Source organism: Limnoglobus sp. (assembly GCF_059499385.1).
Map to the genome: position 1 here is coordinate 95,593 of NZ_JCABYM010000006.1, position 24,912 is coordinate 120,504.

The window sequence follows — 24,912 nt, forward strand, 5'->3', positions numbered from 1 at the left end:
GGTACGCCATGCTCGATGCGATCGTCATTTCCGACCTGCACCTCGGCAGCGACAACTGCCAGGCGGAATCGCTCGTGCGGTTCCTCGAAACCGTCCGCTACGGCGACCTGCCGACCCGCCGGTTGATTCTCAACGGCGACGTGTTCGACTCCATCGACTTCCGCCGGCTGAAGAAACATCACTGGAAGGTACTCTCGCTCATCCGCAAGATGTCCGACGAACTGGAAATCGTCTGGATCAACGGCAACCACGACGGCCCGTCCGACGTCGTGTCGCACCTGCTCGGCGTCGAGGTCGTGGACGAGTACGAGATCAGCACCGGCGGCAAGCGGGCGCTGTTCCTGCACGGCCACCGGTTCGACGACTTCATCGAGAAGTATCGCATCACGACGTGGTTCGCGGATTGGGTGTACCGGCTGTTGCAGAAGATCGACCCGACGCACGGGTTCGCGCGGTGGGCGAAGCGGAGCAGCAAGCTGTTCCTCCGCTGCACGGCCAAGATCGAGGGGGAGTCGATCCAGTACGCGGAATCGAAGGCGTGCGACATCGTCTGCTGCGGGCACACCCACGTCGCGACGGCGAACCGCGCCGGCGACGTGTGGTACTTCAACAGCGGGTGCTGGACGGAGAAGCCGTGCCACTACCTGACGGTCGAGAACGGCCGCGTCGAGGTGCGGCTGTTTACCGAGGCGCTCGTGCCGGTGGAGCGGCCTCAGCTCGTCGCGGTCCCGGCGTGAGGGTTTGGATGTTGGTTTTCAGGCTGAAAGCCTGGGAGCGCTCAGCCCAGGGCAACGCCCTGGGCGCGGGAGCCTCCCGCGGAAACATGTTCGCCGCTCGCAGGCTTTCAGCCTGCGGGGTGGTTGCGGTCCCCACCCAGGGCGGCGGGCCTGCGGCCCTTGCCCTGGGCTGAGCGCTCCCAGGCCGTTGGCCTGAAAACCAAAACCCGATGCGTCCATCACCCGCCCGCGTCGTCGTCCGGCACGATCGGCTTGCTCGCGTCGATGAACATCCACGTCCCGACGCCGAGGAAGTACACGACGGCGTATATCGCGAAACACACCACGAACCCCGACGGGGCGACCTTCTCATCGGCCGTGCCGACGTTGACCGTGTGCGCGGTCATAATCATCCCGGTCACGAAGATGCCGGTCACCGCCCCGACGAGGTTGCCGAACATGTTCATCATGCCGCTGACCGTCGCCGCGTAGTTCCGGCCGATGTCCTGGCAGGTCGCCCATGCCGGGGCCATGATGAGGTCGTTGCAGAATCCCATGAGGATGAGCGGGATCGCCGTCGCCCACACGTTGTCCGGGGCGTACAGCTTCCCGCCGATGGCGAGCAGGTAGCAGCAGCCCGCCGAGCCGTAGCCGATCATGCCGAAGAGCCTGCGGCCCCACTTCCGGTCGCCGGTCCGCCGGATGTACCGGTCCGACAGGACGCCGCCGAGGTAGCAGCCGCCCATGCCGACGAGCAGCGGCGCGCCGCTCAGCAGCGCGAGCGCAACGCGGCCGGTGGGTTCGTTGTTCCATTCCGGGAATTGCTTCTTCATCGCGCCGGGGTGGTTGTACATCAGGAAGTACCAACAGAAGTTGGTGACCACGTACATGAAGCACACGGCCCACAGGTTCCGCGACCGGAAGATGCGGCCCCACGGCATGTGGACCAGCCCGGGCTTGGTGTCCCGGCCGCGGTCGATCAACTCCTTCTCCGCCGCGTTCACCCGCGGCCCGACGGCCGGCCGGTTCGTGAAGATGAAGTAGAACGCGACGACCCACACGGCCGCCACGGCGGCAAATAGCCACATCGCGTCCCGCCAGTCGAGGCCGCCGTCGCGGTGCATCCCGCCGACGTTCCACGTGGTGAGGATGACCCATAGGAACGGGGTCAACCCGCCCATGAGCCGGGCGCTCATCCAGATGGCCGACTTCGCGAACCCGCGGTCGGACGCCGGGAACCAGTTGTAGAGGGCCTTCGAGATGTTCGGGAACGCCCCCGCTTCGCCGACGCCGAACAGGAACTGGATGCCGACGAGCACCCAGAACCCGACGTACAGCCCGCCGAGGACGGTCATGCCGGTGAAGCCGGTGAGGAACACGAACACCGACCACCAGAGGACGACGCGCAACAGCGTGGACCGCGGCCCTTGCGTGTCCCCGAGCCACCCGGACGGGACCTCGAAGATGGCGTAAGCGATCTGAAAGGCCATGAGGACGATGAAGAAGTCTTCGACCTTGAGTTTGTCGTCGTCGGGCCGGTCGGCGTTCAGCTCCGTCATGATGGCGGCCTTCGCGCTGCCGTTCGCGGCCCGGTCCATGTACGTAATCATGGCCAGCAGACAGAGCAGCGCGAGGATGACGTACCGGAAGTTGGTAGGGGCCTGATCAGATGGGGAGTTCATGAAGAGGGTTGCCGGTGGGAGGGATGGCTTCCGCGACACTTTAGCGTGACGCGGCAGCCCCGGCAACGAAAGGAATTCACTTCGGCTTCTTCGCGTCCTTCACTTTCGCCTTCGCCGCCAGCGTCGCGGCGTCCGTCACCTTCAACTTGTCCGCGTCCTTGTGGATGGAGAAGGCCGTGTCGTCCTTCCAGGTCAGGTCGCCGGCGTAGAGCTGCCGACCGAGCAGCCCCGTCTCGCTGACGGTCAGCGACTTCGTCCCGCCCGTTTGACGGAACTCGCGGACCGTCTCGCCGGGGGCCAGCTTCAACGGCTTGCACTTCCGCACCTGGCCGTTGACCGTGACGGACTCTTGCAAGATGAGCGTCTGGTTCGTGTCGTTGGAAATCGTGATCCAGCCGGCGGATGCGGGGCCGGTCGCCAGCAAGAACGCGGCGACGGCGAGGGTCAGGAGTTTGAGGGGGTGCGAGTACATGGGACCACCGAAGTACGGTTTTCCGATACGGAACGCCCGCCCGTGGCCGACTTGCGCAAAAAAATTGCCGCCCGCTGAATCCTCCCGCGGGCGGCCCCCCCAACCGTGGCGTCATGCCACGCTCTTGGCCCCCGGCCGGTTCGCCCGGAGGTTCGTCTCGAACTCCTTCACCTTTTCCACGGCCAGCGGGATCGCCGGGCCGGCCCAGGTCGTCAAATCCGGGCCGAACCCCGCGTCCTGCCCCGCCTGCGCGACGTAGCTGAGCAACGACCCGACGCCGCAGAGCTTCTGCGCGGCTAGCTTCGCGTCGTAGTCCCGGAGTCGCTGGTGCAGCTCGTGGCCGTCGGCCGGCATGGTCGAACTCGACTTCGCCGCCTCCGGCTTGACCTTGCCCCTCGGCTTCGGCAGGGCGAACGCCGGGAGTTGCGGCGGCGAGGCGAACTGCTTTTTCACCGGGTCGTAGTCCGTCCAAGTGGCCGGCAGCCGGTAGAGGTAGCGGCCGATGCCGAACTTCACGGCCGCGCGTTTGAGCGCGTCCGAGAACGCGGCCTTCATCCGGTCGCCGCCGTCGGGCTGTTCGCTCGGCGAACCGACATCCATTTTCGTCACCCACTCGCCGTCGATCTTCAGCCGCAGGCGGCAGACGACCGACCCGTCGGCGAGCGTCTCGTACTCGTCCTGCCAGCCGGCGACGCCGAGCACGTCGTCGAGCCGATCCTCGATCACGCGGGCATCGACGTAAGCCAGCGCGAGGGCGCGGTTGCCCTTCACGCTCTGCGGCTTGAACTTCACTTCCTTCAGGTCGAACGGGCTGGACAGCGCGTCCGTAATGGTTCGGCTGTTGCTGGTCATGGGAAACACCTCCACCGAGAAACCGTAATGGTGAAAGTGTACCGGCGTTCAGTTTAAATCGCGAGGTCGGTAGCCGACCCTTCGTGGGATGGTGGGTGTGACGTGCGTGAGGGGAAAAGGAATTGTAGGTGTCGCGTCAACCCAAGTGGCGATTCCGCCACGGGGGTAGCCCCGTGGCGGTGGCGGCGGTGGCGGTTTCGCTGCCGCCTTAACGGCTGAGCTTGTCCGCGCCGGGGGCGGGGGTCATGCCGACGGTGGCGAGGGCAGTCGCGAGGAAGTCGGTCGCGAGCTTCTGAATGGTCGCGTCCACGGCGGAGCAGGTCGCGTCCCACTGGGCCTGCGTCTGGCCGGCCTTGAACGGGTCGCAGCTCGTCTCGATGTACGCCTTCGCCTTCGGCTCCGTGCCGCTCGGCCGCAGGCAGACTTTCGCCGAAATCCCGTTCGCCGGGGCGAGGCGGAAGATGAGGAAGTTGCGGGCGGCCTTGTCCGTGTCGCCCTTGAACGGCCCCATCCGACCGTTCTCGTCGCGGAGGTCTTCGACGCTGGCGACGGCCGTGCCGCCGATTTCCTTCGGCGGGTTCGACCGCAGGACGTCGAGCATCTTCGTCATGTTGATCTTCCCTTCGAGACCGGTCATGACGATGTTCACGACCTCGTTGCGGAAGTACCCGAACTGGCGGTTGATCGCGTTCAGGTAATCCACGACCGTCTCGTTCTGCCGCTTCTGGTGCAACGCCAGCTCGGCAAGTAGCAGCACCGCTCCGGCCGAGTCTTTGTCCCGCAGGGCGGCCGTCGTGATGATGCCGTGACTCTCCTCGGTCGCGATGACGAAGTCGTTCGGCGTCCCCTTCACGTCGCCGAACTGGCCGGTCGATTCGAGTTGGTACAACACGTCGGCGTGGTACTTGAACCCGACGAGCAGGTCGTTGATGATTTGTGCCCCGAAGTGCCGGGCGATGCGGGTCTGCTGGCCGGTGCTGACCTCCGTGGTGATGACGAGCGGCGACGGCGGCAGGTCGCCGGCCGCGGCCAGGCGACTCAACTTGAAGTGCGCGAGCAGCGAACAAATCTCGTTGCCGGTGAGGTAGCGGTAGTCGCCGGTCCCGTCCGGCTTCGTGTTCGCCTTCCCGCCGAGCCGGTCGGCGTCCGGGTCAGTCGCGAGCAGGATGTGCGCGTTGTTCGCCTTCGCCACGACCTCGGCGCGGTCGAGGCACTCCGGCACTTCCGGGTTCGGCGTCTTCGTCACGTTCGGGAACTGGCCGTTCGGGTCGTCCTGTTCCGGCACGCGGACGTACTTGAATCCGGCGGCTTCCAATGTCTCGCCGGCACAGAACCCGCCGACGCCGTGCAGCGGCGTGAACACGACGCGGATTTCGTCCGCCCGCGGCGGCGGGACGAGGCTCTGCTTGCGGCACAGCTCGATGTACGCCCGGTGCGGGGCGTCATCCAGGAAGTGGACCTTCCCGCCCTTCACCGCGTCCGCGAACGGGACGTGCTTGATCGCCGCCGCCCGGTCCACGAACTCGCTCATGAGCTGGTCTTCCGGCGGGACCGGCTGCGCCCCGCGCTCGTCGTAGAACTTGCTCCCGTTGTCGTCCGGCGGGTTGTGGCTGGCGGTCATGTTCAGCCCGCCGTGGGCCTTCAGGTAGCGGATCGTCCACGACAATTCCGGCGTGGCGACGTACTTCTTGCTGTCCGGCGGCAGGATGTGCGAGTGGACGCCGTTGGCCGCGTACACTCCGGCCGCGTGCTGGCAGAAGTCCCGACTCGTGAGGTGCAGTACCGGGTTCGGCAGCGACTTGTCGTAGACGCCCCGCTTGTCCTCGAACTGCCGCACGTCGAACGCGAGGACGACATGCAATCGCGATTCGCCGGGGAACTTCGCTTTGAGGTAGTCGCAGTGCCCCTGGACGCTCGCGCCGAGGGTCCAGAGGTTCATCCGGTTCGGCCCGATGCCGACGGCCCCGCGCCGCCCGCCGGTCCCGAACGGCATGACCTGGTAGAACGAGTCGAGCAGGACGGACCACTTCTTGTCCGCGACGAGCTTCTCCAACTGCGGCCGGTAGCCGGCGAAGTCAGGGTGCGTCAGCCACGTCACGAGGTTCTGCGCGGCCTTCGCCTTGAGGGCCGCGTCGGCGTCGATGGTTTGGAATCCGTGGCTGATTGAAGCGAGCAAATCCATGTCCGCAACCTGGGGGGGCAGGTGTGTCGGTGGTTTTTTCTTATTCGGCGAAAACCACCAGGCGAGCCGTGCGGCGTAAGCCCCGGGTAAGGGCGCGTTACCCGGCGGCTTACGCCGCTCGGCTCGCCAACTCAGATGTTCGCCGTCAGGTTTTCGGCGGCCGTCGACTCCCGCCGTCGGAAGATGTTGCGGATGGACGCGACCAACCCCTTGAGGGAGTCGAACCGGCGATGAGGCCATGCGAGCGCCCGCGCGTACCAGCCCCACGCGGTCGTCGGCTCGGCCGAGCGAAGCACCCAGCCCATCGTGCGGGCGGTCGAGGCGTAGCCTTCCGCCATGGCGTCCGCCGCGATGCCTGCCCGGTGGCGGTGCATGATCGATAACGCCGTGGCCACGCGGTCTGACAATTTCTGAGACAGGTTGCCGTGGCCGGTGCGGTACAGCACGAGCGGCTCCGGCACGTAATCGAAGGAATAATACCGCGCCACGCGGAGCCACAGGTCGAAGTCGATGGCCAGATCCCACTGCGGGTCGAAGTTGCCGACGTGGTCGAACACCTGTCGGCGGACCATCGCGGACGAGAAGCAGACGAAGTTCTGCACGAACATCCTGTCGAGAACGCGGCCGGTCGGCGTGTTCGCGACCGGCTGCTTCGCGAGCTTGTTCCCTGCTTCGTCGATCAGTTCGCGGCCGCAGAAGACGACGCCTACGTCGTCGCGAAGCAGTGCCAGCTGCTTCTCCAGCTTGGTCGGCCGCCATGCGTCGTCGGCGTCGAGGAACGTCACGATGTCGCCGCGGCTGAGGCGGATGCCGAGGTTCTTCGCCCGCGACTGACCGAGCTTGTCCGAGCGGACGTACCGTACCCGCGGGTCGGCCAGGAACGGCCTCACCGCGGCCGGCGTGTCGTCCGTCGAGCCGTCGTCGATGACGACGAGTTCCCAGTCGGCGTGCGTCTGCGCGAACACCGATTCCACGGCCGCCGGCAGGAACCGGGCGTAGTTCTTCGCGGCCATCACCACGGACACGGTCGGCGTCATGCCACCAGCGCCCTCGCGTGTCGGGGGGCGACCTTCGAGATGCAGAACCGGTACTTCCCGCTCGGCTCCTGCGGGATCGCGTCCACCAGTTCCACGTCGTGCCGCATCGCCGGGCCGAACAGTTCCTCGACTAGCCCCGCGATTTGCTGGCGGCTTTCCGCGCCGAACTCGTCGGACGGCACGATCCGCAGTCGCAGGAGTGTCACTTCTTCCTGGACGATTTGAATCTGGGCCGTGCCCGCGATGCGGAGGGCGAAGTTTTCCGTGAGCGAGATGCCGGAGATCAGGCTGCCGCTCGGCGAGACGACGAAGTCGGCGTCGCGGCCCTCGACCTTCTCGATCAGCGGCAGTCCACGGCCGCACGGACAGGTTCGACCGCTTGCCGTGACGTGGTCGCCGGTCCGGTAGCGGATGAGCGGCATCGCGAGGTTCGTCAGGTCGGTCACCACCAGCGGGCCTGTCGGGTCGCCCTCGACTTCCGTGTAAACCGAGTCCGCGTTGACGTGTAGCCCGCGGTGGTACTCGCACTCGCTGGCGATGAGGCTGACTTCTTCGCAGCCGTACCGGTCTGTGGCCGGGACGCCGAAGACTTCCTCGATGGCCGTCCGCTGCCAGCCGTGCAGCGGCATCGACGTGGAGATGATGCCGTTCGGCCGCACGTCGGTGACGCCCTCGGCCTTCAGTTTTTCCGCGAGCAAGAACAACGAGTGGGCGTGGCCGAACAGCAGCCCCGGCCGGTGGCGGCGGATCGTGGCGGCGAACTCTCTCACGCGGGCGTCGGTCAGCTCGACCGTGTCCAGGTACACGGCCCGGTCGAGCAGCCAGTTCCGGACGCGGCCCTTCAGCCCGAACTTGCGGTACTCCGGGTTGCCCCAAACCTTCGCGACCCGTTGCCCGAGCCGCCACCCGGACCACTCGTCGCTCCGCAGGGTGCAGGCGTACTTCCACTGCTTGCCGGGTTCGTCCAGCCGGATCGTCAGCGGCACGCCGGTCGAGCCGGACGTCCGCTTCACGACCAGCTTCTGCCCATGGTACGCGGTCGAGAGGAACTCCGCCTCGTACGCCCGCAGGTCGGCCTTCGTCACAACCGGGAAGTTTTCCAGATCGCGGAGTTCATGCACGTCGTTCGGGTGAACGCCGGCCGCGGCCCAGGTCCGGCGGTAGTACGGGACCGTGCCGAAAGCGTGGCGGAGGATCGCTTTCAACGCGACGAGTTGCCGTTGCCGGACGACCGCCGGCGGGTCGAACTGCGTCTGTCGGAGGACGCGGAGGTAGCGCAGGTGCTTGCTCCCCGCCTTCGCGGCGGCGAGCGGTTGCAGGACGTGGCGGTTCAAGAGGTCGAGCATCCGTGCCCCCGGTGAGAATCAGAGAAGACTTCTCTGCCATTCAATTTGTTGAGTCAACCCGTCGTCCATGCTCGTCGTCGGCTTCCACCCCACGTGCTTGAGCAGCTTGCCCACGTCCGCCCCGGTCGAGAACTGGTCACCCTTCCGCGGCGGGTGGCGCTCGATGATGGCCGTTTTGCCGGTGATGCGCTCGATCTTGCGGATCACGTCCAGAACGGTGACGAGTTCGCCGCCGCCGAGGTTGAACACCTCGCCGGACATTGCGCCCGTGGACCGCACGACCGCGTCCACGCAGTCGTGGATGAACGTGTTGCCGCGGATGTGAAGGCCGTCGCCGGTCAGCTTGATCGGCTGCCCGGTCAGCACGGCCTGGATGAAGTGGTTGAACCCCATGTCCGGCCGCTGCCGCGGGCCGTAGACGCTGAAGAACCGCAGGACCACAGCCGGAACGCCGAACTCGTCGCCGTACACGCGGCAGAGGTGCTCGCCGGCCAGCTTCGTGATGCCGTAGGGGGAACTCGGCTTCGTCGGCAGCGACTCGTCGCCGCTCGCGTACTTCCCGTAGACGCTGCTCGTGCTGGCGTAGACGAACTTCTTCAGCGCCTTCGACTCCTTGACGCTTTCCTGCAGCCGGTGCGTGGCGGTTAGGTTGCACCGGTTGTATTCGTCGAAGTTCGTCCAGCTCTTGTTCAGCCCCGGCATCGCGGCGATGTGGAACACCCACTCCACGCCCTCGACGACGTTCGCCGGCACGCCGTCGGCCAGGTCGAGTTCTTGAAACGCGAACGCCTTGTGGTCGCGGAGGGCGGCGAGGTTCCGCTCCTTCACCGGCCGCGGGTAGTAGCTGGTGAAGCAATCGACGCCGACGACGGTGTGACCGTCCGCGACGAGCCGCTCGCTCAGGTGGGAGCCGATGAACCCGGCCGCGCCGGTAACGAGGCAACGCATGTCGAGGGACTCTCAACGGGGCCAGGGGAGCGTACCGCATCCGCCGGCGGGTTCGCAACCCCGACCGGCCGGCGCAACCCGCCCAGCTTGACGCGGTTGGCCTTCCCGCGGCCGCCGGGCCGGGGTATAAGCCCCCGTTCAAAATTCGGGCGGCCGTAGGATGGTGTATTGGCCGCCCCGACCGATCAGGAGACGTGAACCATGCGCCGAGCCGGAATAGTGTTGTCTACCCTGCTCGCGGCCGCCCCGGCCGCCGTCGGCCAGGCCCCGACGCCGCCCGCGTCGCCGGGCCAGACGCCGATGAACCTTGCGAACCCGCAGCAACTGCCGGGGAACAACCGGGCCGGCGGCGCGATCGTTCCGGCCGCGGCCAACGTCGTCATCCCCCCGGCCCTCCAGGCGCACCTGACGGCGTGGGAAAAGAAGTCCGCGGCCGTCACGAACTACTACTCCGAGTGCGACTACGTCCGGAAGAACACGCTCACCCGCAAGGACACGACGTTCACCGGCACGATGATGTGCATGAAGCCGAACCTCGCCCGGATGCGGATCGACAACAAGGCGGACAAGGGCGACTTCCTGTCGTACATCTCGGACGGCAAGTCGGTGTACGAGTACGCCGGCAAGGACAAGGTCATCCGCCAGTACGCCATCCCGCCGGGCGGCAAGGGCGGGGCCGGCGACAACCTGCTGATGGAGTTCATGTCCGGCGGCATGACGGCCGACGACGTGAAGCAGCGGTTCGACCTGAAGCTCGACAAGGAAGAGGACCACTACGTCCACATCAAGATCACGCCGCGGCTCGACCGGGACAAGCAGGAGTTCGACACGATGCTGCTGGTCCTGTACGGGGCGAAGCTGGCCGACCGGAAGTGGGACTACCTGCCGGCCGTCGTGATGATGAGCAAGAACGGCGGGCAGGAGGTCGAGCAGTGGACGTTCAAGGAGCCGAAGATCAACCACGACGGGATCAAGAAGGAGCACTTCGTCGCGCTGATGCCGGACAAGAAGGACGGGTGGAAGTTGGAGCAGATGAGCGCCAGCCCGCGGGACCCGCGGACCGGTCTGACCGCCGCGCCGCCGGGCGCACCGGCCGGCCGCAAGTAAGGTGGAAGGCAATGTGGCGCGGGGCCGTCGGGTGACGGCCCCGTTTTCATTTCCCGGACAGCCCGAACATTTCCCGCGCGTTCGCCGTCGTCCGGTCCGCGATCTCCTCCGCGGTGACGCCCAGCACATCGGCTAAGCACGTGGCGGTGTGCGCCACGAACGCCGGCTCGTTCCGCTTGCCGCGAACCGGGACGGGCGCGAGGTAGGGGCAGTCCGTCTCCACAAGCAGTCGGTCGAGCGGGATCGCCTTCGCCACTTCCCGAATCGCGTCCGCCGTCTTGTACGTCAGCATCCCGGCGAACGAGACGTGCAGTCCCATCTCCAGGCACTGCCGGGCCGACTCGGCGTCCCCGCAGTAGGAGTGCATCACGCCGCGGACCGGCCCGGTCCGCTCGTACCGGTCGCGGAGCATCCGCACCACGTCCGCCTCCGCCTCGCGGCAGTGGATCACGACCGCCTTGTTCAACCGATGGGCTAGTTCGAGATGCCTAGCGAAGTAGTCCTCTTGCAGCGGGAACGGGGCGCGGTCCCAGTAGCGGTCCAGGCCCGTCTCGCCTATTGCGACGACCTTCGGGTGCGAGGCCAGCGGCGCGACCTCATCCCAGTCGCCCGGCCCGGCCTCGGCGACGTGGTTCGGCTGAATGCCTACGGCTGCGACGAGCAACTCGTCCCGCCCGCACTGGTCGAGCGTCGTCCGACTCGTCGGCAGGTCGATCCCGACGGCGATGATGCGTTCCAGGCCCGCCGCCCTCGCGCGGTCCATTACGGCGGGCAGGTCGGCGGCGAAGCGGTCGTCGAAGAGGTGGGCGTGCGTGTCGATCAGGGACATGGGGTCAACGTATGGAAACGGAACCGGGGGCGATTCGCCCCCGGTTCGTCGTCGCGTTACGGGTTGTTCCCGCCCGCCCCGAAGTTCCCCTCGCCGCCCATCGGGGCCCCAAGTTGGCCGGCCGCGGCCGTGTCGGCCTTCACCTTCTCGATCCACTCGTCCCACTTCTTCTGCCGGTCCACCCGCTCCGGGTTGGCCATGTCGGTCCCGGAGTTCCGGACGCTCAGCGTGCCGTCCGGCCGGAGGATCAGCATCTCGACCGCCCCGTCGTCCTCGACCGTCCGGTCGCCGAACGGCCGGGACTGCTTGCCGCCCTCGTAGTCCACGCAGACGTTGTTGGAGGTCAAATCGACGAGCACGCCCTTCGGCTGCTCCTTCGCGGTCGGGTTCACCTTGTACCGCGGGAGCTCCTGGAGGATGTACTTCACCTTCTGCGACGACCACAGCGGCAGCGTCAGCAGTTGCTTCTTGCCGATGAACTCGCCGCGGGCGACCGGGATGTCGCCGACGACCCACGCCCCGATCGGCTCCGTCTTTTCCTCGATCCGGACCTGGTGCAGCCACTGCTGGACCTGGACGACCGGGAGCCTGCCGTTCTGGTTGTCGAGCAGGTTGACGACCTTCAAGTCCCGGTTCTTCTCGCGGATCGTGTTCGCGTACTGGACCGGGTCCACGAGGTACGTGTTCATGTCCACCGGGACGGTGACGCGAAGCGGCTGCTTCGACGCCGGGTCGGCGATCGACACCATCGGCCCCCGGAGGATGGCGACATCGGCGTCGGACGGCCGGGACACGTTCGCGTTCTTGTAGTTCGGGTTCTTCATCTTGACCCGAATCCGGTACTCGTAGGTGTGGCCCTCGCGGATGTTCACGTCCATGAACCGGATGAGCATGTGCTCCAGTTCGACCGGGGCCTTCAGGTCCGGGATGCCGGCGGCGTTCGGGTTGAACCCGCCCGCCGGGTCGTAGGGGTTGCCGCCGGGGGCCATCGGGTTGCCCGGCCCGCCCGGCGGCCGGCCGCCCGTGCCCCGCCCGCCGATCGACATGCCGGACCCCTGCGAGCCGAAGTACCCGGCGTCGCCGCCGCCGGCCGCGGCCCCCGGCCCGGCCCCGCCGCCCGGCGGCGGGAGGAACGACGGCAGGAACGGGTTGCTCCCCTTCCCGGAGAACCGGTTCTGGAGTTCGGTCGGCGTGATCGGGACCTTCTGGTTTTCCTTCATCTTGTCCACCGTCCGGACGATCGACGGCAGCGTGATCGGCGGGTACGTCTGCTGGCCTTCCGCCACGGCCGGCAGCGGCAGCGCCATCTCCTGCTCGTACCGCAGGAAGTACGGCAGGTAGCCCTCGTCCGGCTGGTCGGAGACCTTCCGGTTGTTGATCTCGGCCAGGTACCACGCGACGTGGTCGTAGGGCTCCCACTCGTACTCGCGGCCGTTCGGGTCGGTGACCTTCCGCTCGACCTCGAACCCGGCGAACGTCGGGCCTTCGAGTACCTTCACGCCGCCGGTCGTGGTCGCCCCGCCGGTGGCCGGCGCGCCGGCCCCGCCCGGTCCGAAGCCGAACGCCGCCCCGCTATCGCCCATCGGGTTGCCCGGCCGGCCGCCGGCCCCGCCGGGCGGCGCGCCCGGCAGGGACAGCCCGCCGGAGTAGTTGCCGCTCGTCTCGCGGGCGGCTTCCTCGATCGTCCGCAACCGCAGCGCCCGGCGGACGACTTCGAGCTGCTCCTTGAGTGGGAAGACGGCGTGCATCACGATCGTCCGCCGCGGGTAGATGATGAACGCCGGCTGGTCCTTCGCCGGGTCGAAGTCCTCGATGTTCTTGTACGTGACCGTCTTCTCGTAGCGGTCCTTGTTCTCGAAGGTCGAGCCGGAGTTGCCGAACCCGCCGGGGCCGTAGCCGCCGCTATCCCCTTCCCCGCCGCCGAGGCCGAACCCGCCGCCCCCCGGCGGGCCGCCGCCGAAGCCGCCCGGAGGGCCGCCGAAGCCACCGGGGGGACCGCCGAAGCCCGGCGGGCCGCCCGCGCCCGGCCGGCCGCCGGCCCCGCCCGCGCCCGGCGGCGTGGTCGTTTGCTGCCGCGCGCCGGCCAGCTTGGACCGCCGCTTGATGTCGCTCTTGGCCAGGAGGTCCTTCAACGTCTTCGTGTTCATCGAGCTGATCGGAACGCCCGACAGGACGCCGATGGAGTAGTTCCCCGGCGACCCCTTGATGTCGTAGGCCTTCATGTTCAGCCGCACGAGGTCGAGCTGCGCCTCGACGATGCCGAGCACCCGCGGGTTCTCGCGGGCGCGGCTCGGGCGGTCCACCGGCTCGAACGCGAAGTGCTCGACCGGGAAGGCGTCCGGGCCGATGGCCTTCAGGTCGAGTGTCTCCGGCTTTTCGACCCACGGCGGCAGCTCCGGGGCCGTGCCGTTCTGGTTCTTGATGCTGTTGTTGATCGAACTGGCGTGGTTGTTGAACGACTTCACCACGTCCGTCGGGCTTTTGGCGGACACGAGGTGCGAGATGCCCCACACCCCGAGCAGCCCGAGGCCGCCGACGGCCAGCCCGAGGGCGACCTTCTCCCCCTTCGCGAGGAGGAACTGTTGGAGGTTGAACTTGGCCATGGACAAAGTCCTTCGGGAACGAGGGTGTCTACGGGTGTCTCAACGGGTTACTTCGGCGGGTCCTTCTTCGGCTCCGCCGGGGCCGGGGCGTCGGGCTTCTTCTCCGGCTCGGCCGGGGTCTCGGCCTTCTTCTCGGGGGCGGCCGCGGGGTCCGGCTTCTTCTCCGGGGCCGCGGGCGTTTCGGGCATCGGGGTCATCGGCTTCTCGCCGTCCGCCGGCTTCGCCGTCGCGTCGGCGGCCGTCGCCGCCTCGCCTTCCTTCTTCGGCTCCTCGTACCGCTCGTACAGGGTGATGAGGCCGTAGATGGTCAACTGCACGAGGCCGGAGTTCGCCTGCGCCTCGGAGACGCTGGAGAGGGTGTCCGCCCCCAGGCCGGGGATGCCGCCGTAGGGGTTGCCGAAACTGCCGCCGGAAAAGCTACCGCCGCCGGGGATGCCGCCCTCGAAGCCGCCCGGCCCGCCGGGCGGGTAGCCGCTGCCGTAGGGGCTGCCGCTCGACAGCCCGCTGCCGGCGAACCCGCTCGCGGTCGTGGCCTCGCCGCCCGCGCCGTAGTCCGAGTATTGGCCACCGCTCGGGTCGGTCGGGGACTGCTGGTTCGGTTGGTTGAGCGGCTCGGTGAACCGCGTCCAGTGGACCTGCGTTGTCTCGAACCGCAGGGGGGAGTTCGCGTAGGCGATCAGCACGTCGTTCACGTACATCTGATCGACGATCAACGTGAACGCGACCGGCACGCGGCGGAGTTGCGGCGTGACCTCGATGTACCGCTTCCGGTTGCCGTTCGCGATGTCGAGTAGCCGCAGCCCGCCGGCGCGGCCCTTGCCGCCCGCTGCCGCGCCGCCGGTCATTCCCCCGGCGTACGCGCCGGGGGGGCCGGACTCGCCCTCGAACCCCGGCGTCGTGCCGGAGGTCTCGCCCGACTCGCCGGTCGGCGGGGCGGCGGACCCGGCCGTGGTCGCCGCGGGGTCGGCTTCGGCCCAGAACGTGGGCGGCTGCATCTCCTTCGCCGCGTCCTTCGAGGACGAGTAGCCGATGGCCAGCCGGTCGAGCCGGCGGATCGGGACGGTGCGGTTGTCGAGCACCTGGACGACCTTCGCGATCTCCTCGACGCTCGTGCCGGGCGGGATCACGTGCGTCGGCAGCGGCGGCACGTCGATCGTCTCGCCGCCCCCGACGCCGGCCCCCTCGACCCGGAACTCGAACGGCGGGAGGTCCATCCGCGGGTCGAGCCAGACGTTCAGCTTCATCGCGCTGCCGGTGCCGAGGACCTGGAGCTGGTTCGTCCGGTTCTTGAGCTTGCCCTTCATGACCAGCCCGGCCCCCTGGTCCCGCGGCTCGATCGAAAGGTCGAGTTCCCAGACGCGGCTGACGAACTTCCGCTTCCGCGGGGGCGGCATCGCCCCGTCCGGCTTGACGAGCGCGAACCGGGCGATCTGATCGTTGACCTTGTTGATCGGGTCGAGCATCGCCCGCTGGACCCACAGGTCCTCCATCACGAGCCAGAGTTGCTTCGATTCGAGCGACTGCCCACCCCAGTTGCGGACCCACCGGAGGACGGACCGCCACCCGCCCTTGAACTCGGTCGGTTTGATCGACTCGCCGAGTTGGACGTAGGAAGAGGCGTAGGCCGGCTTGAACGTTTCGGAGGCGTTACTGCCGATGAAGTCGCGGAAGTTGGTGCCGAACTTCATCGTGTTGTACCGGTCGAACATCCCGTTCGAGGTCTCCGGCCAGGTGAAGTAGTCGGCCTGCTTGTCCCAGTTCATCTTCCAGAGCTTGCCGCGGACGCCGTCGAGGACGTCCTTGTTCTTCTCGATGGCCTGGATCGTCCCCTGGCCGGGGGCCTTCGCCCCCTTCATGGCCGTGTCGGCGTCGGCCACTTCCTTGTTCGCCTTCTCGATGGCCCCGCTCACGCCGGTCATCATGAAGACGACGGCGAGCAGGACGAACAGCGGGGCGAGGCCGACCAGAATCCAGAAGTGGTGCTTCTTCAGCGCGTCGTTATTGCTCTTCATCGAAGGTCCTCGGATCGCCTTGTTCGGGGGAGGTCTCAGGGGGCGGCCGTCGGCCGGTTACTTCGGGGTCTCGGTCGCCGTCCCGTCGGCCGGGGCCGCGGTCCCGGAATCCCGCCAGACGAACATCAGCACGAACACGGTGCGGTACTTCTGCCGCCGGGGTTGCTTCACCGTCGGGTCCGCGCCGCCGCCGACCGCGCCCGGCCCCATCGGTCCCGGTGGGCCGTCCGGCCCGCCGAGGTTGCCGAAGCTCTTGCCGCCGCCCCCCATCGGGCCGCCGGAGTCCTCGTACCCGAACGCCCCGGACGATTCCCCGCCGGGGATGTTGCCGAACCCGCCGCTGCCGAAGCTCCCGCCGCCGGCCGCGCTGCCGCCGGTCAGGGGGGACCAGCTCGACCCGGTCGCCGCCGGCGTGCCGGCGGCCGCCGTCGTCTCCGAAGTGGACCCCTCGCTGCTAGGAGACGAGTAGCCCGCGTCCCCGGCCCCCGGCGGCGCGCCGTACCCGCCGCCGGTCGTCCCGGCCACGCCGAGGAATCGCTCCATGTACACCTTGCCCGGCCCGATCAGGTCGAGGACCTTCTGCTGCGGGCTTTCCTGCTTCTTCGAGAGGGCCAGGAACACGTGGCTCACGCGGCCCTGCAACGGGTCGGTGACGCCGGGGAGGAACTCGCTGACCTTCCGCGGGCCGATCCGCTCCGCCGTGCGGGTCGCGTCCTGGAAGTTCTTCATGACACCCTTGACGACGAAGTCGGACCCGGCCTGGTGGAACGTCCAGCCGCGGATTTCCACGACCCAGCCGCCGCCGTCCGGCGGCTTCGGCTTCCACGCCTTCGCCTCGTTCTCGTCCTTCTCCCGTTCCGTTTCCATCATGTTTTCGGCGATGGCCTTCTTCTCCTCGGCCCACACCTTCTGGTCCGCCGACTCGTAGAAGCCCTTCAAGTTGTCCGTGTAGCGGGTGCGGACCTCCTGCACGTTCACCTGCGCGAGGTACTCGGTCAGGTCCGGGTCGTTCACGCGGTCGATGGACAGGCCCTTCTTCACCCGCTCGAGGTAGGCGTTGATCGCCGCCTTGCCGTTCGGCTGGCTCCAGAAGCTGGCCTGGTCCGGCTCTTCGAGCAGGTTGCCCCGCTCGCCGGCCCGCGGGAGGGCCGTCGTCACGAGTTGGTGCAGCCGGACCCAGTCGAGCCGCTTGTCCGCCCCGGCGACGATGGCCTTGACCTCGCCCTGGGCCTTTTGAAGTGCCTCCTCGCCGGACCGCTGCTCGGACGCCTGCTTGTCCGCCGCGGACTTCGCCTGCTTGGCGGTCTCCATCGCCTTCGCGATGCTCGCGTCGGTCGCGGAGGAGTATTGCACGCCGAACCCGAACGCCGCCAGCCCCGCCCCGAGGAGGAGGGCCGCCGCCGCCGCCGCCGCGAACGGCTTCTTCGCGCGGATGAGCCGCTCCGTGCGGAGTTCCTGCGGCAACAGGTTCGTGTTGATCCGGCCGAAGTCGGTCCGCTCGGCCAGCATGTTCAGCCCTTGCAGGGCCAGCCCGTAGGCGATGGGGAACGTCAGGAGGTTCTCGGAGAAGACCGGGTCGTTGAGCACCTGGTCGCCGGACAGCCGGGCGATCTTGCTCGGCCGGTTGACGGCCAGCGACAGCTTCTCGGCCATGTACTTCTGGAGGCCGGGCAGCTTGAACGCGCTGCCGAGGCCGTACATCGACGCGATGTGCGCGTCCCGGTGGGTGTTCGTGAAGTACCCGAGGGAGCGTTGAACTTCGCCGACGAAGTCGGTCAGCACCGGCCGCAGGGACTTCAGGATTTGCGCGAGGTCCGGGGACTTGGCGGCGTTCCGCTTCAGGTGCTCGGCCTTCGCGAACGTGAGCTTCATCTCCTTCGAGAGCGCCCGCGTGAAGTGGTTGCCGCCGAGGGACAGCGGCCGCTGCCAGATGATCTTGCCGGCGTCCGTGATGATGAGGTTCGAGTTATCCGTCCCCACGTCCAGCACGACGATGCACCGCTTCTTACCGCGGGGCGTGTCCTCGTTCTCCTGCGGCATCTCGGCGTCCGGGCCTCCCTTCTTGAGCAGCTCGTAGGTCGCGTAGTTCGTGAGTGCGAGCGGGGCCATCTGGACGATGTTGCACTCGATCCCGGCGTTGCCGTACTGCGACAGGTGGCGGGAGATCATCTCCCGCTTCATCGCGAACAGGCCGATTTCCGTCTCCATCGCGAAGTTGTTGACGACCTCGCCGCCGGCGATCTTCTGGTAGTCCCAGACGACCTCATCGAGCGGGAACGGGATTTGTTGCTTCGCCTCGAACTTCACAATGTCCGGGATCTTCGACTCCTCGACCGGCGGCAACTTCACGAACCGCGCCAGACCGCCGCTCTGCCCGGCGACACCGATGGCGACGATGTCGTTACCGATCGGGTTGCGGGTGAGGAACTTCTCGAGCGCCTCGCGGGCCAGCGCCTCGGGGTCGGCGTCCGGCTGGGACATGATCTTCGGGTGCTCGATGTAGTCGAACGCGGTGGCCGTGGGCTTGCCGTCCACGAGTTCGAGCTTCAAGGCCTTGAGGGCACACTGGCCCATGTCGAGGCCCCAAACGGCGGTCGGTTTTGCCATGGCGGTTCACTCGTGAAGTCGGGTCGCCGGGCCGGCGACGGGGCCGCGCAGATTGTGATATTCAAACCAACGGCCGGCGGCTGAGGCCGTTGGCGGGTCGTCAAACTTGTTACAACTGGTCCGGCGGACGGTGCGAGTCACCCATTCTACGCAGGAACGGCGTCGTTTGGGTTCACGGTAACCGCAGGCCGTTACGCTGTCAACAAATGGAACGGAGTTGCGGGGGAAATGTTGGTGCGGATTTGAATGGTTATCGGCGTCCGGCGAGGCGGTGCGCCTGACTTCCGAAGTCCGGCTTCGACTTCGCAAGTCGAGGGGACGGTAGGCGTCCGCAAAAATCGCAGACGCCGCGCGGCGGGTTCGACTTCCGAAGTCGAAGCCGGACTTCGGAAGTCAAGTCCTTACTGATACTCGTACCCGATCTTGAACGTGACCCGGCCGTCGTATAGCCGGGTGATGTCCGTGATGAACACGTCGTACCCGCCGCCGATCTGACTCTTGCTGCTCGGCGTGGTGAACGGCGTGAACGCCGAGTTAGCTGGGCTGGGGAACGGGACGGCCCCGCCGAACGCCCGCGGGCCGTTCACGCCGGAGATGCCGTGCGACTCCTCCAGGAACACCGGCTGCCCGCCGCGGGCCTGCCCCGGCAGCACCCGCCAGATGAGCAACCCGTCGGCCGCGAGGTCACTGTCGAACCCCTTCCGCATCCGATTCTCCAGCAGGAAATACTCGCTGCCATCGGCCCGCACAGGAATCTTGAAGCACTCACCTTTCCCGTCCACGATCGGCGAGAGGATGAGCTTCTGCTTCTTCGTCGGGTCGATGAGCGTCGGCTTGATCCAGCCGAGTTCCTGCTTGCACCACGCGGAGAAGTGCTGCGGCCGGCCGTTCGGGTTCTGTTGCGACATGGCGCACCAGCTGCCGACGCCCTCCATCCCCGGAACCTCCGGCTTCGCGTACAGGTCCGGCAGGCCGAGCATGTGGCCGAACTCGTGGCAGAAGACGCTGATGTCCGTCATCCGCGGCCCGCCCTCCTGGACGATGAAGTACGGCCAGCTCTTGTTGTTGTGCCGGAAGCTCGCCCGGTGCGGCCAGTACAGGCTGCCGCGGGTCGTGCTCACCCGCTCGCCTGCGAACAGGAAGAACACCCCGTCGTACCCGTCGAGCGCGTCCTTGCCCTTCGCCGCGAGGTACTTGTCGAACGCCTCCGTGAGCAGCGACCCCTTCTCGCGGGTGCTCGTCCCGTTGCCGCTGGAATACTCCATCCGCTTCTTGGACACCTCGACCCAACCGAGGAACTTGCCGTCGATCTTGAACTGGCCGTAAGAGATTTCCTGGTAGTAGTCGTTCATGCTGCCGTGGACCTTCTGGCCCGTGGCGCTCCGGCCGTTGTACTTCCCGATGCTGAACAGCGACGCCTCCCAGTCGGCGTCGGCCACCTTCGGGTTGTGCTTCACGTCCGGGTAGTCGATGCCGAGGATGGCAAGCTTGTAGCTCGGCTTCGCCCACGCCCGCGGCAGCCGGTCGTCCCAGCCGAACGTCTGGTTGCCGCGGCCCCGCTGATCGCTGCCGAGCGTAGCGCGGACTTCGACCTCGTCCTTCGCCTTTTCCTTCAGCACGCTGAGCGTCACCATCTCGCCCGGCTTCTTGCCGTCGAGGGCGTCGCGGAAGGCGGTGTCGGTGGTGATGGCGATCTGGTTGACCTTCTTCACGATGTCGCCGACCTTCAGCCCGGCCTTCTCGGCCCCGCCGCCGGGGGTGACGGACGTGACCTCGACGCCGCCGTTCTTCGCCGGCGACAGTTGGAAGCCGAGGATGGCCCGCTCGGCGGTCCCCTGCAACTTGAACGGCTTGCTGACCGGCCGGAGCGTGGCCGCGACTTCGAGCGACTCCCCGCCGCGGTCCACCTTCACCTTCAGCACGTCGTCGGCGGCGCGGCCGCGGAGCTTGTCGCGGGCGGCGGCGGTCGTTTGCACCGTGACGCCGTCGAACGAAATCAGCACGTCGCCGGCCTTCAGCCCGGCCTCGTCCGCGGGGGAATCGGTCTGGATGTCGTCGATCACCGGGCGGCCGGACTCGTCGGTCGTGACCTCGATGCCGAGGTAGCCGGGGGCCGTGGTCGTGTCGGTGAACTTGAACGCCTTCGGGTCGGCGGCGACGGCGTCCTTCGCCGTGCGGTAGCCGGTGAGGTCGTAGCTCACGTGCGGTTTCGGGGCCTCCTCGCGCTTGTCGTCGGCGGCGACCGGCGACGCGAGGAGCAAGACGGCGACGAACGTGCGGGTGCGCATGTCGGGATCGGGGGATGAAGGTGGGGGACCGCGAGAGAGATGGTAGAAGTGTAAAAATGAGAAAGTGAAAAGGCGATGAATGATCGGCACAATCACGTCATGTGGCGGAGGCGGTAGAGGGTGCCCTTCGTCCGCTCACCTCCCGGTTCGCCGGCCCGGACGAAGCTCGTTTCCACGTCGAGACCGACCTCGCCACACACCCACCGGAAGCTGCGGGCCGCGTTCCGGTCCGGGTCCGTGACGAGGGCCGTGCCGCCCGGCACGAGGACGGCCTGGATGAACTTCGCGACCGGCTCCACGAGCCGCTCTTCGTACATCACGTCCGACGCGATGATGACCGGGAACGTGACCCCCGGCGGTGGCGACCGCAGGTCGAGCGGCAGCGACCGGGCGTTCGCGTGGCCGTTCCGCTTCGCGTTCTCGACGGCGAACCGGACGGCCATTTCGTCCACGTCGGAGAACGTGACCCGCAGCCGGCAGGCGAGCGCGGCGATGCCGCCGAGGCCGAGGCCGCAGCCGATTTCCAGCACGTCCAGTTCGCCGTCCGAGCCGCGGGGGTACTTCGCCCAGTCCTCGCGGAGCACGACCTTCGCGAGCATCCGCCCGGCGGCCCACAGGTCGGTCCAATACGGGATGTACTCGTCGGCGGCGTAGGCGTTCCGCACGCCGGGGTGCTCGAACACCTTGTCGAGTCCCGCGGGCCGTTCGAGGTGGAACGTCATGCCTTCGAGCGTGACCTTCTCGCGAACGCGGTCGGTACAGGCTTCGTCAGGCGTGGAATGGAGGCGGGGCTGAGTCATGATTCAGGGAATGAAGGACCAAATAGCTAATTCTGTCTTTTGTAAGGTCGCGGTAAGGTGGACGTGAGGACTCTCTCCCAGAGCTGCCGGACCGCTTACGCAATTAGCCCAGGGCGGATTTGCACCGCCGACCTCCCTCACGCCCACCTCATCGCAACGCTTCAACGGACTTACTCTTCACGGGTTGTCCTCTCCACTCCCGCCCCACGGATTGCACCGGCAGATTCGCCACGTCCCCTTCGCCGCGCCGATCAGCGGGCCGTGCTTGTGAACGGCCAGGATGAAGTACTCGCTGCACCCCGGCGTGAACCGGCACGACGGCGGCAGCAGTGGCCGGATGAGCCACTGGTAGCCCCGCACGAGCAGGATCAGCATGCCGCCGACGGCGAGGGCAGGGCCGTGCCACAGCCAGCGGATCATGGCGACGCCCCCGCCTTCTTCGCCGCGAGCGCCGCCAGCTTTACGAGCGACGCCTTCAGCGCCTCGATCTCCGCTTCCGGCCCACCGCTCTTCGGGATCATGATGAAGTCGAACCCCGGCGGCAGGTCGTGCTGCGTCAGTCGGAACGCCTCGCGGAACAGCCGCTTGTACCGGTTGCGGGTGACGGCGTTGCCGACCTTCTTCGACACGGACACGCCGAGCCGCGGGTGCGGCAGGGCGTTCTCGCAAGCGTAGACGATGAGCGCGGCGTCGCTGGCCGACTTCTTGCGGTCGTAGACGCGCTGGAACTCGGCCGGCGTCTTCAGCCGTCGGGACTGCGGGAACGTGAGTGGCAGGTGCTCGGCCATACCCACACCGACACGTCAGGCCCACGGGACGTTCGCCCGCGGCGTCTGCGGATTCCGTTTCGCGAACTGCTCCATCAGCTCCCGGCTGTAGTCGTCCACGCCCTTCGGCACGACGACCTGGAACACGAGGAACTGGTCGCCGCCGGCGATCCCCTTGCCGCGCATCCGTAGCTTCCCGCCGCCGGACGTGCCGGGCGGAACCTTCACCGTCAACCGGTCGCCCTTGATGGTGGGCACTTCGACCGTCGTGCCGTTGATCGCCTCGACGACGCTAATCGGCACGTCGAGTTCCACGTCGTTCCCGTCCCGGCGGAAGAACAGGTGCGGCGCGACCTCGACCCGTAGGTACACGTCCGCCGAGCCGGTGGCGCTCGCCGGGACGCGGAGCTTCTTGCCGTCCTCGATGCCGGCCGGAACCTTCACGTCGATCGTCCGGCCGCCGACGTTGATGGAAATGCTCCCGCCGTTCGCGGCCGTTTCGAACGGGACGGTCACGTCCGTCTCGATGTCCTCCGGCGGCGGCGGGGTGCGGCCCCGCCCGCGGCCGCCGGCCCGCTGGCCGAAGAAGTCCGCGAACCCGCCGGCGTCCGGGGCGTTGTCGCCGAACAGTTGGCGGAACAGTTCCTCGGCTGCCGCGGGGTCCACCCGGCTGCCCGGCGACCCGGCCCCGGCCCACGACGGGAACCCGCTCGGCCCTTCGGCCCCTCCGCCGCCGAACCCGCCGTACTGCGGCCCGTGCGCGCCGAATTGGTCGTAGATTTGCCGCTTCTTCGGGTCGGACAGGACGCCGTGGGCCTCGTTCGCCTCCTTGAACAGCGCCTCCGCCTGCTTGTCGCCGGGGTTCTTGTCCGGGTGATACTTCTGCGCCAGCTTGCGGTACGCCTTCTTGATGTCGTCCGCCGTCGCCGTCCGGGGCACGCCGAGCACTTCGTAGAAATCGCGGGGCATGTTGGAACTCAAGGGATGGTGCGTAGCAGAATCTTACACCACGAATCAACGACCCGTTTAGCGGGCGACCCGACGGGTCGCCCGCTAAACGTCACTCGGGGCGTAGCAACGGGAACAGGATCACGTCGCGGATGGTCGTCGTGTTCGTCAGTAGCATGACGAGCCGGTCGATGCCGACGCCCAAGCCCCCGGCCGGCGGCATCCCGTGCCGCAGTGCCCGGACGAAGTCGTCGTCCATCTTCGCCATCGAGTCCTCCTCGCCGAGGCCGGCGAGCTGCCGGCGGAACGTCGCCTCCTGGGTGATCGGGTCGTTCAGCTCCGTGTAGGCGTTCGCCAGCTCCATCCCGGCGACGTACAGCTCGAACCGCTCCGCCAACTCCGGCGTCTCCCGCTTCCGCTTCGTGAGCGGGCACAGCGCGGCGGGGTAGTCGTACACGAACGTCGGCTTGTCCGCCTTCGCCAGCTCCGGCTCCACGCAATGCTCGAACAGTTCGTGAACCAGCACGTCGTGCTCCTTCGGCGTCGCCGCCTTCGTCTTCTCGTCGCGGAGTTCGAGCGGAATCTTGAGCGCCTGGGCCTTCGCCTTCACGCCGTCGCGGTCGAACAGCGTCACGCCGGTCGTCTTCTCGAACACGTCCGCGTACTTCACCCGCGGCCACGGCGGGGTGTAGTCGATCTGCCGGTCGCCGTAGGGCAGCGTCCGCGACTCGCCGAGGCAACCGACGCACGCCACGAACAGCCCTTCCGTCAGGTCCATCATCGTGAACAGGTCGCCGTAGGCGTGGTACAGTTCCAGCATCGTGAACTCGGGGTTGTGCCGCCGGCTGACCCCCTCGTTGCGGAACACGCGGCCGATCTCGTACACCTTCTCGATGCCGCCGACGAGCAGCCGCTTCAGCGGCAGTTCCAGCGCGATGCGGATGAACAGCGGGATGTCGAGCGCGTTGTGGTGGGTGCCGAACGGCCGAGCCGCCGCCCCGCCCGCGATGGCGTGCAGCGTCGGCGTCTCGACTTCGAGGTAGCCCTTGTCGTCCAGGTAGTTCCGAATCGTGCGGAGCAGCTTCACTCGCTGGTGCGCCCGCTTCAGCGTGTCCGGCGTGTAGATCAGGTCGAGGTAGCGGTGGCGGAGCCGATACTCCTCGTCCGACATGCCGTAGTAGCCGGTCGGGTGCGGTTCGAGCGACTTCGTGAGGAACGTCAGCCCGCTCGCGCGGATGGTCGGCTCGCCCATCTTCGTCTTGCCGAACTCGCCGTCGATGCCGACGAGGTCGCCGAGGTCGAGCAGGTTCAGCACCTTCCAGCCGAGGTCGCCGACCTGCTTCTGGCCGAGCATGACCTGGACCTTGCCGGTCTGGTCCCACAGGTCGAGGAAGAAGACCTTGCCCTTGTCCCGCTTGCCGACGACGCGGCCGGCGGCCCGCACCTTCGGGCCGGGGTTCGCGTCGTCGAACGGGTTGCACGGCAGCGCGCGGATGTCGGCGATCGGCGAGTGGTCGTCGAACCGCTGGCCCCACGGGTCGAGGCCGAGCGCTTCGATCTGCTTGAGCTTGGCGAGGCGGACTTCCGCGTGGTCGTAGGCGTCGGCGGGCGGCGGTGGCGTCGGGTCGGAGGACACGGGAAGTTGCCTTTTCTTCGGGGTGGAGTGTGTGATACCCTTCGCGGGAATTTTACGGAAACGACGCGCGAACGCGAGGG

General features: G+C 67.6%; 19 protein-coding genes. 2 read left to right on the forward strand and 17 right to left on the reverse strand.

Features of this window, described 5'->3' with window-relative positions; genetic code table 11:
* Positions 1–8: 8 nt before the first annotated feature.
* A complete protein-coding gene (locus AC5JJ2_RS00595) occupies positions 9–737 on the forward strand; it encodes a UDP-2,3-diacylglucosamine diphosphatase (protein WP_495856016.1) in 729 nt (242 codons plus the stop codon).
* 218 nt (positions 738–955) lie between these two features.
* On the opposite strand, the gene AC5JJ2_RS00600 is transcribed toward AC5JJ2_RS00595, so the two are convergent.
* The 7 genes from AC5JJ2_RS00600 to AC5JJ2_RS00630 form a co-directional block, all read right to left on the reverse strand.
* Entirely contained in the window at positions 956–2,398 is a 1,443-nt protein-coding gene (locus tag AC5JJ2_RS00600) for an MFS transporter (RefSeq protein WP_495856017.1), read from the reverse strand.
* 76 nt (positions 2,399–2,474) lie between these two features.
* Entirely contained in the window at positions 2,475–2,870 is a 396-nt protein-coding gene (locus AC5JJ2_RS00605; protein ID WP_495856018.1) for a hypothetical protein, read from the reverse strand.
* Positions 2,871–2,981: 111 nt separating this feature from the next.
* Entirely contained in the window at positions 2,982–3,722 is a 741-nt protein-coding gene (locus AC5JJ2_RS00610) for a Rad52/Rad22 family DNA repair protein (RefSeq protein ID WP_495856019.1), read from the reverse strand.
* A gap of 208 nt (positions 3,723–3,930) precedes the next feature.
* A complete protein-coding gene (locus tag AC5JJ2_RS00615; RefSeq protein WP_495856020.1) occupies positions 3,931–5,904 on the reverse strand; it encodes a phospho-sugar mutase in 1,974 nt (657 codons plus the stop codon).
* Positions 5,905–6,035: 131 nt separating this feature from the next.
* Complete coding sequence (locus AC5JJ2_RS00620) at positions 6,036–6,941, reverse strand: glycosyltransferase family 2 protein (RefSeq protein ID WP_495856021.1); 906 nt, start codon at positions 6,939–6,941, stop codon at positions 6,036–6,038.
* The gene (locus tag AC5JJ2_RS00625) at positions 6,938–8,287 is read right to left on the reverse strand and encodes a phenylacetate--CoA ligase family protein (protein ID WP_495856022.1); all 1,350 of its coding nucleotides are present in this window, start codon (positions 8,285–8,287) and stop codon (positions 6,938–6,940) included. Before AC5JJ2_RS00625 ends, AC5JJ2_RS00620 begins: the two co-directional genes overlap by 4 nt.
* An 18-nt stretch (positions 8,288–8,305) precedes the next feature.
* Entirely contained in the window at positions 8,306–9,235 is a 930-nt protein-coding gene (locus AC5JJ2_RS00630; RefSeq protein WP_495856023.1) for an NAD-dependent epimerase/dehydratase family protein, read from the reverse strand.
* Positions 9,236–9,457: 222 nt separating this feature from the next.
* Between AC5JJ2_RS00630 and AC5JJ2_RS00635 the strand changes: the two genes are divergently transcribed.
* Positions 9,458–10,342: a TIGR03009 domain-containing protein gene (locus tag AC5JJ2_RS00635; protein ID WP_495856024.1), complete on the forward strand. Its 885-nt coding sequence runs from the start codon at positions 9,458–9,460 to the stop codon at positions 10,340–10,342.
* A 46-nt stretch (positions 10,343–10,388) separates the two neighbouring features.
* Here AC5JJ2_RS00635 and AC5JJ2_RS00640 read toward each other — a convergent pair whose 3' ends face one another.
* From AC5JJ2_RS00640 to lysS, 10 genes are all read right to left on the reverse strand, one after another.
* On the reverse strand, positions 10,389–11,171 hold the full coding sequence (locus AC5JJ2_RS00640; protein ID WP_495856025.1) for a TatD family hydrolase: 783 nt from the start codon (positions 11,169–11,171) through the stop codon (positions 10,389–10,391).
* Positions 11,172–11,227: 56 nt separating this feature from the next.
* Positions 11,228–13,774, reverse strand: coding sequence for a hypothetical protein (locus AC5JJ2_RS00645; RefSeq protein WP_495856026.1), 2,547 nt, complete (start codon positions 13,772–13,774; stop codon positions 11,228–11,230).
* Between the two features lie 47 nt (positions 13,775–13,821).
* Positions 13,822–15,786, reverse strand: a complete 1,965-nt coding sequence (locus tag AC5JJ2_RS00650) for a hypothetical protein (protein ID WP_495856027.1) — start codon at positions 15,784–15,786, stop codon at positions 13,822–13,824.
* A 57-nt stretch (positions 15,787–15,843) separates the two neighbouring features.
* A complete protein-coding gene (gene pilM, locus AC5JJ2_RS00655) occupies positions 15,844–18,393 on the reverse strand; it encodes a type IV pilus assembly protein PilM (protein ID WP_495856028.1) in 2,550 nt (849 codons plus the stop codon).
* Positions 18,394–18,794: 401 nt separating this feature from the next.
* Complete coding sequence (locus AC5JJ2_RS00660; RefSeq protein WP_495856029.1) at positions 18,795–20,681, reverse strand: M6 family metalloprotease domain-containing protein; 1,887 nt, start codon at positions 20,679–20,681, stop codon at positions 18,795–18,797.
* 92 nt (positions 20,682–20,773) lie between these two features.
* Positions 20,774–21,481 carry a class I SAM-dependent methyltransferase gene (locus tag AC5JJ2_RS00665; protein ID WP_495856030.1) on the reverse strand — a complete coding sequence of 236 codons (708 nt, stop codon included), beginning with the start codon at positions 21,479–21,481 and terminating at the stop codon, positions 20,774–20,776.
* Between the two features lie 177 nt (positions 21,482–21,658).
* Positions 21,659–21,901 (reverse strand): membrane protein insertion efficiency factor YidD, encoded by a 243-nt coding sequence (gene yidD / locus AC5JJ2_RS00670; RefSeq protein WP_495856031.1) that lies wholly within the window; start codon positions 21,899–21,901, stop codon positions 21,659–21,661.
* On the reverse strand, positions 21,898–22,269 hold the full coding sequence (gene rnpA, locus AC5JJ2_RS00675; RefSeq protein ID WP_495856032.1) for a ribonuclease P protein component: 372 nt from the start codon (positions 22,267–22,269) through the stop codon (positions 21,898–21,900). The genes yidD and rnpA overlap by 4 nt, the downstream gene beginning before the upstream one ends.
* A 15-nt stretch (positions 22,270–22,284) precedes the next feature.
* On the reverse strand, positions 22,285–23,217 hold the full coding sequence (locus AC5JJ2_RS00680; protein ID WP_495856033.1) for a DnaJ C-terminal domain-containing protein: 933 nt from the start codon (positions 23,215–23,217) through the stop codon (positions 22,285–22,287).
* Positions 23,218–23,308: 91 nt separating this feature from the next.
* On the reverse strand, positions 23,309–24,832 hold the full coding sequence (gene lysS, locus AC5JJ2_RS00685) for a lysine--tRNA ligase (RefSeq protein ID WP_495856034.1): 1,524 nt from the start codon (positions 24,830–24,832) through the stop codon (positions 23,309–23,311).
* Positions 24,833–24,912 lie beyond the last annotated feature (80 nt).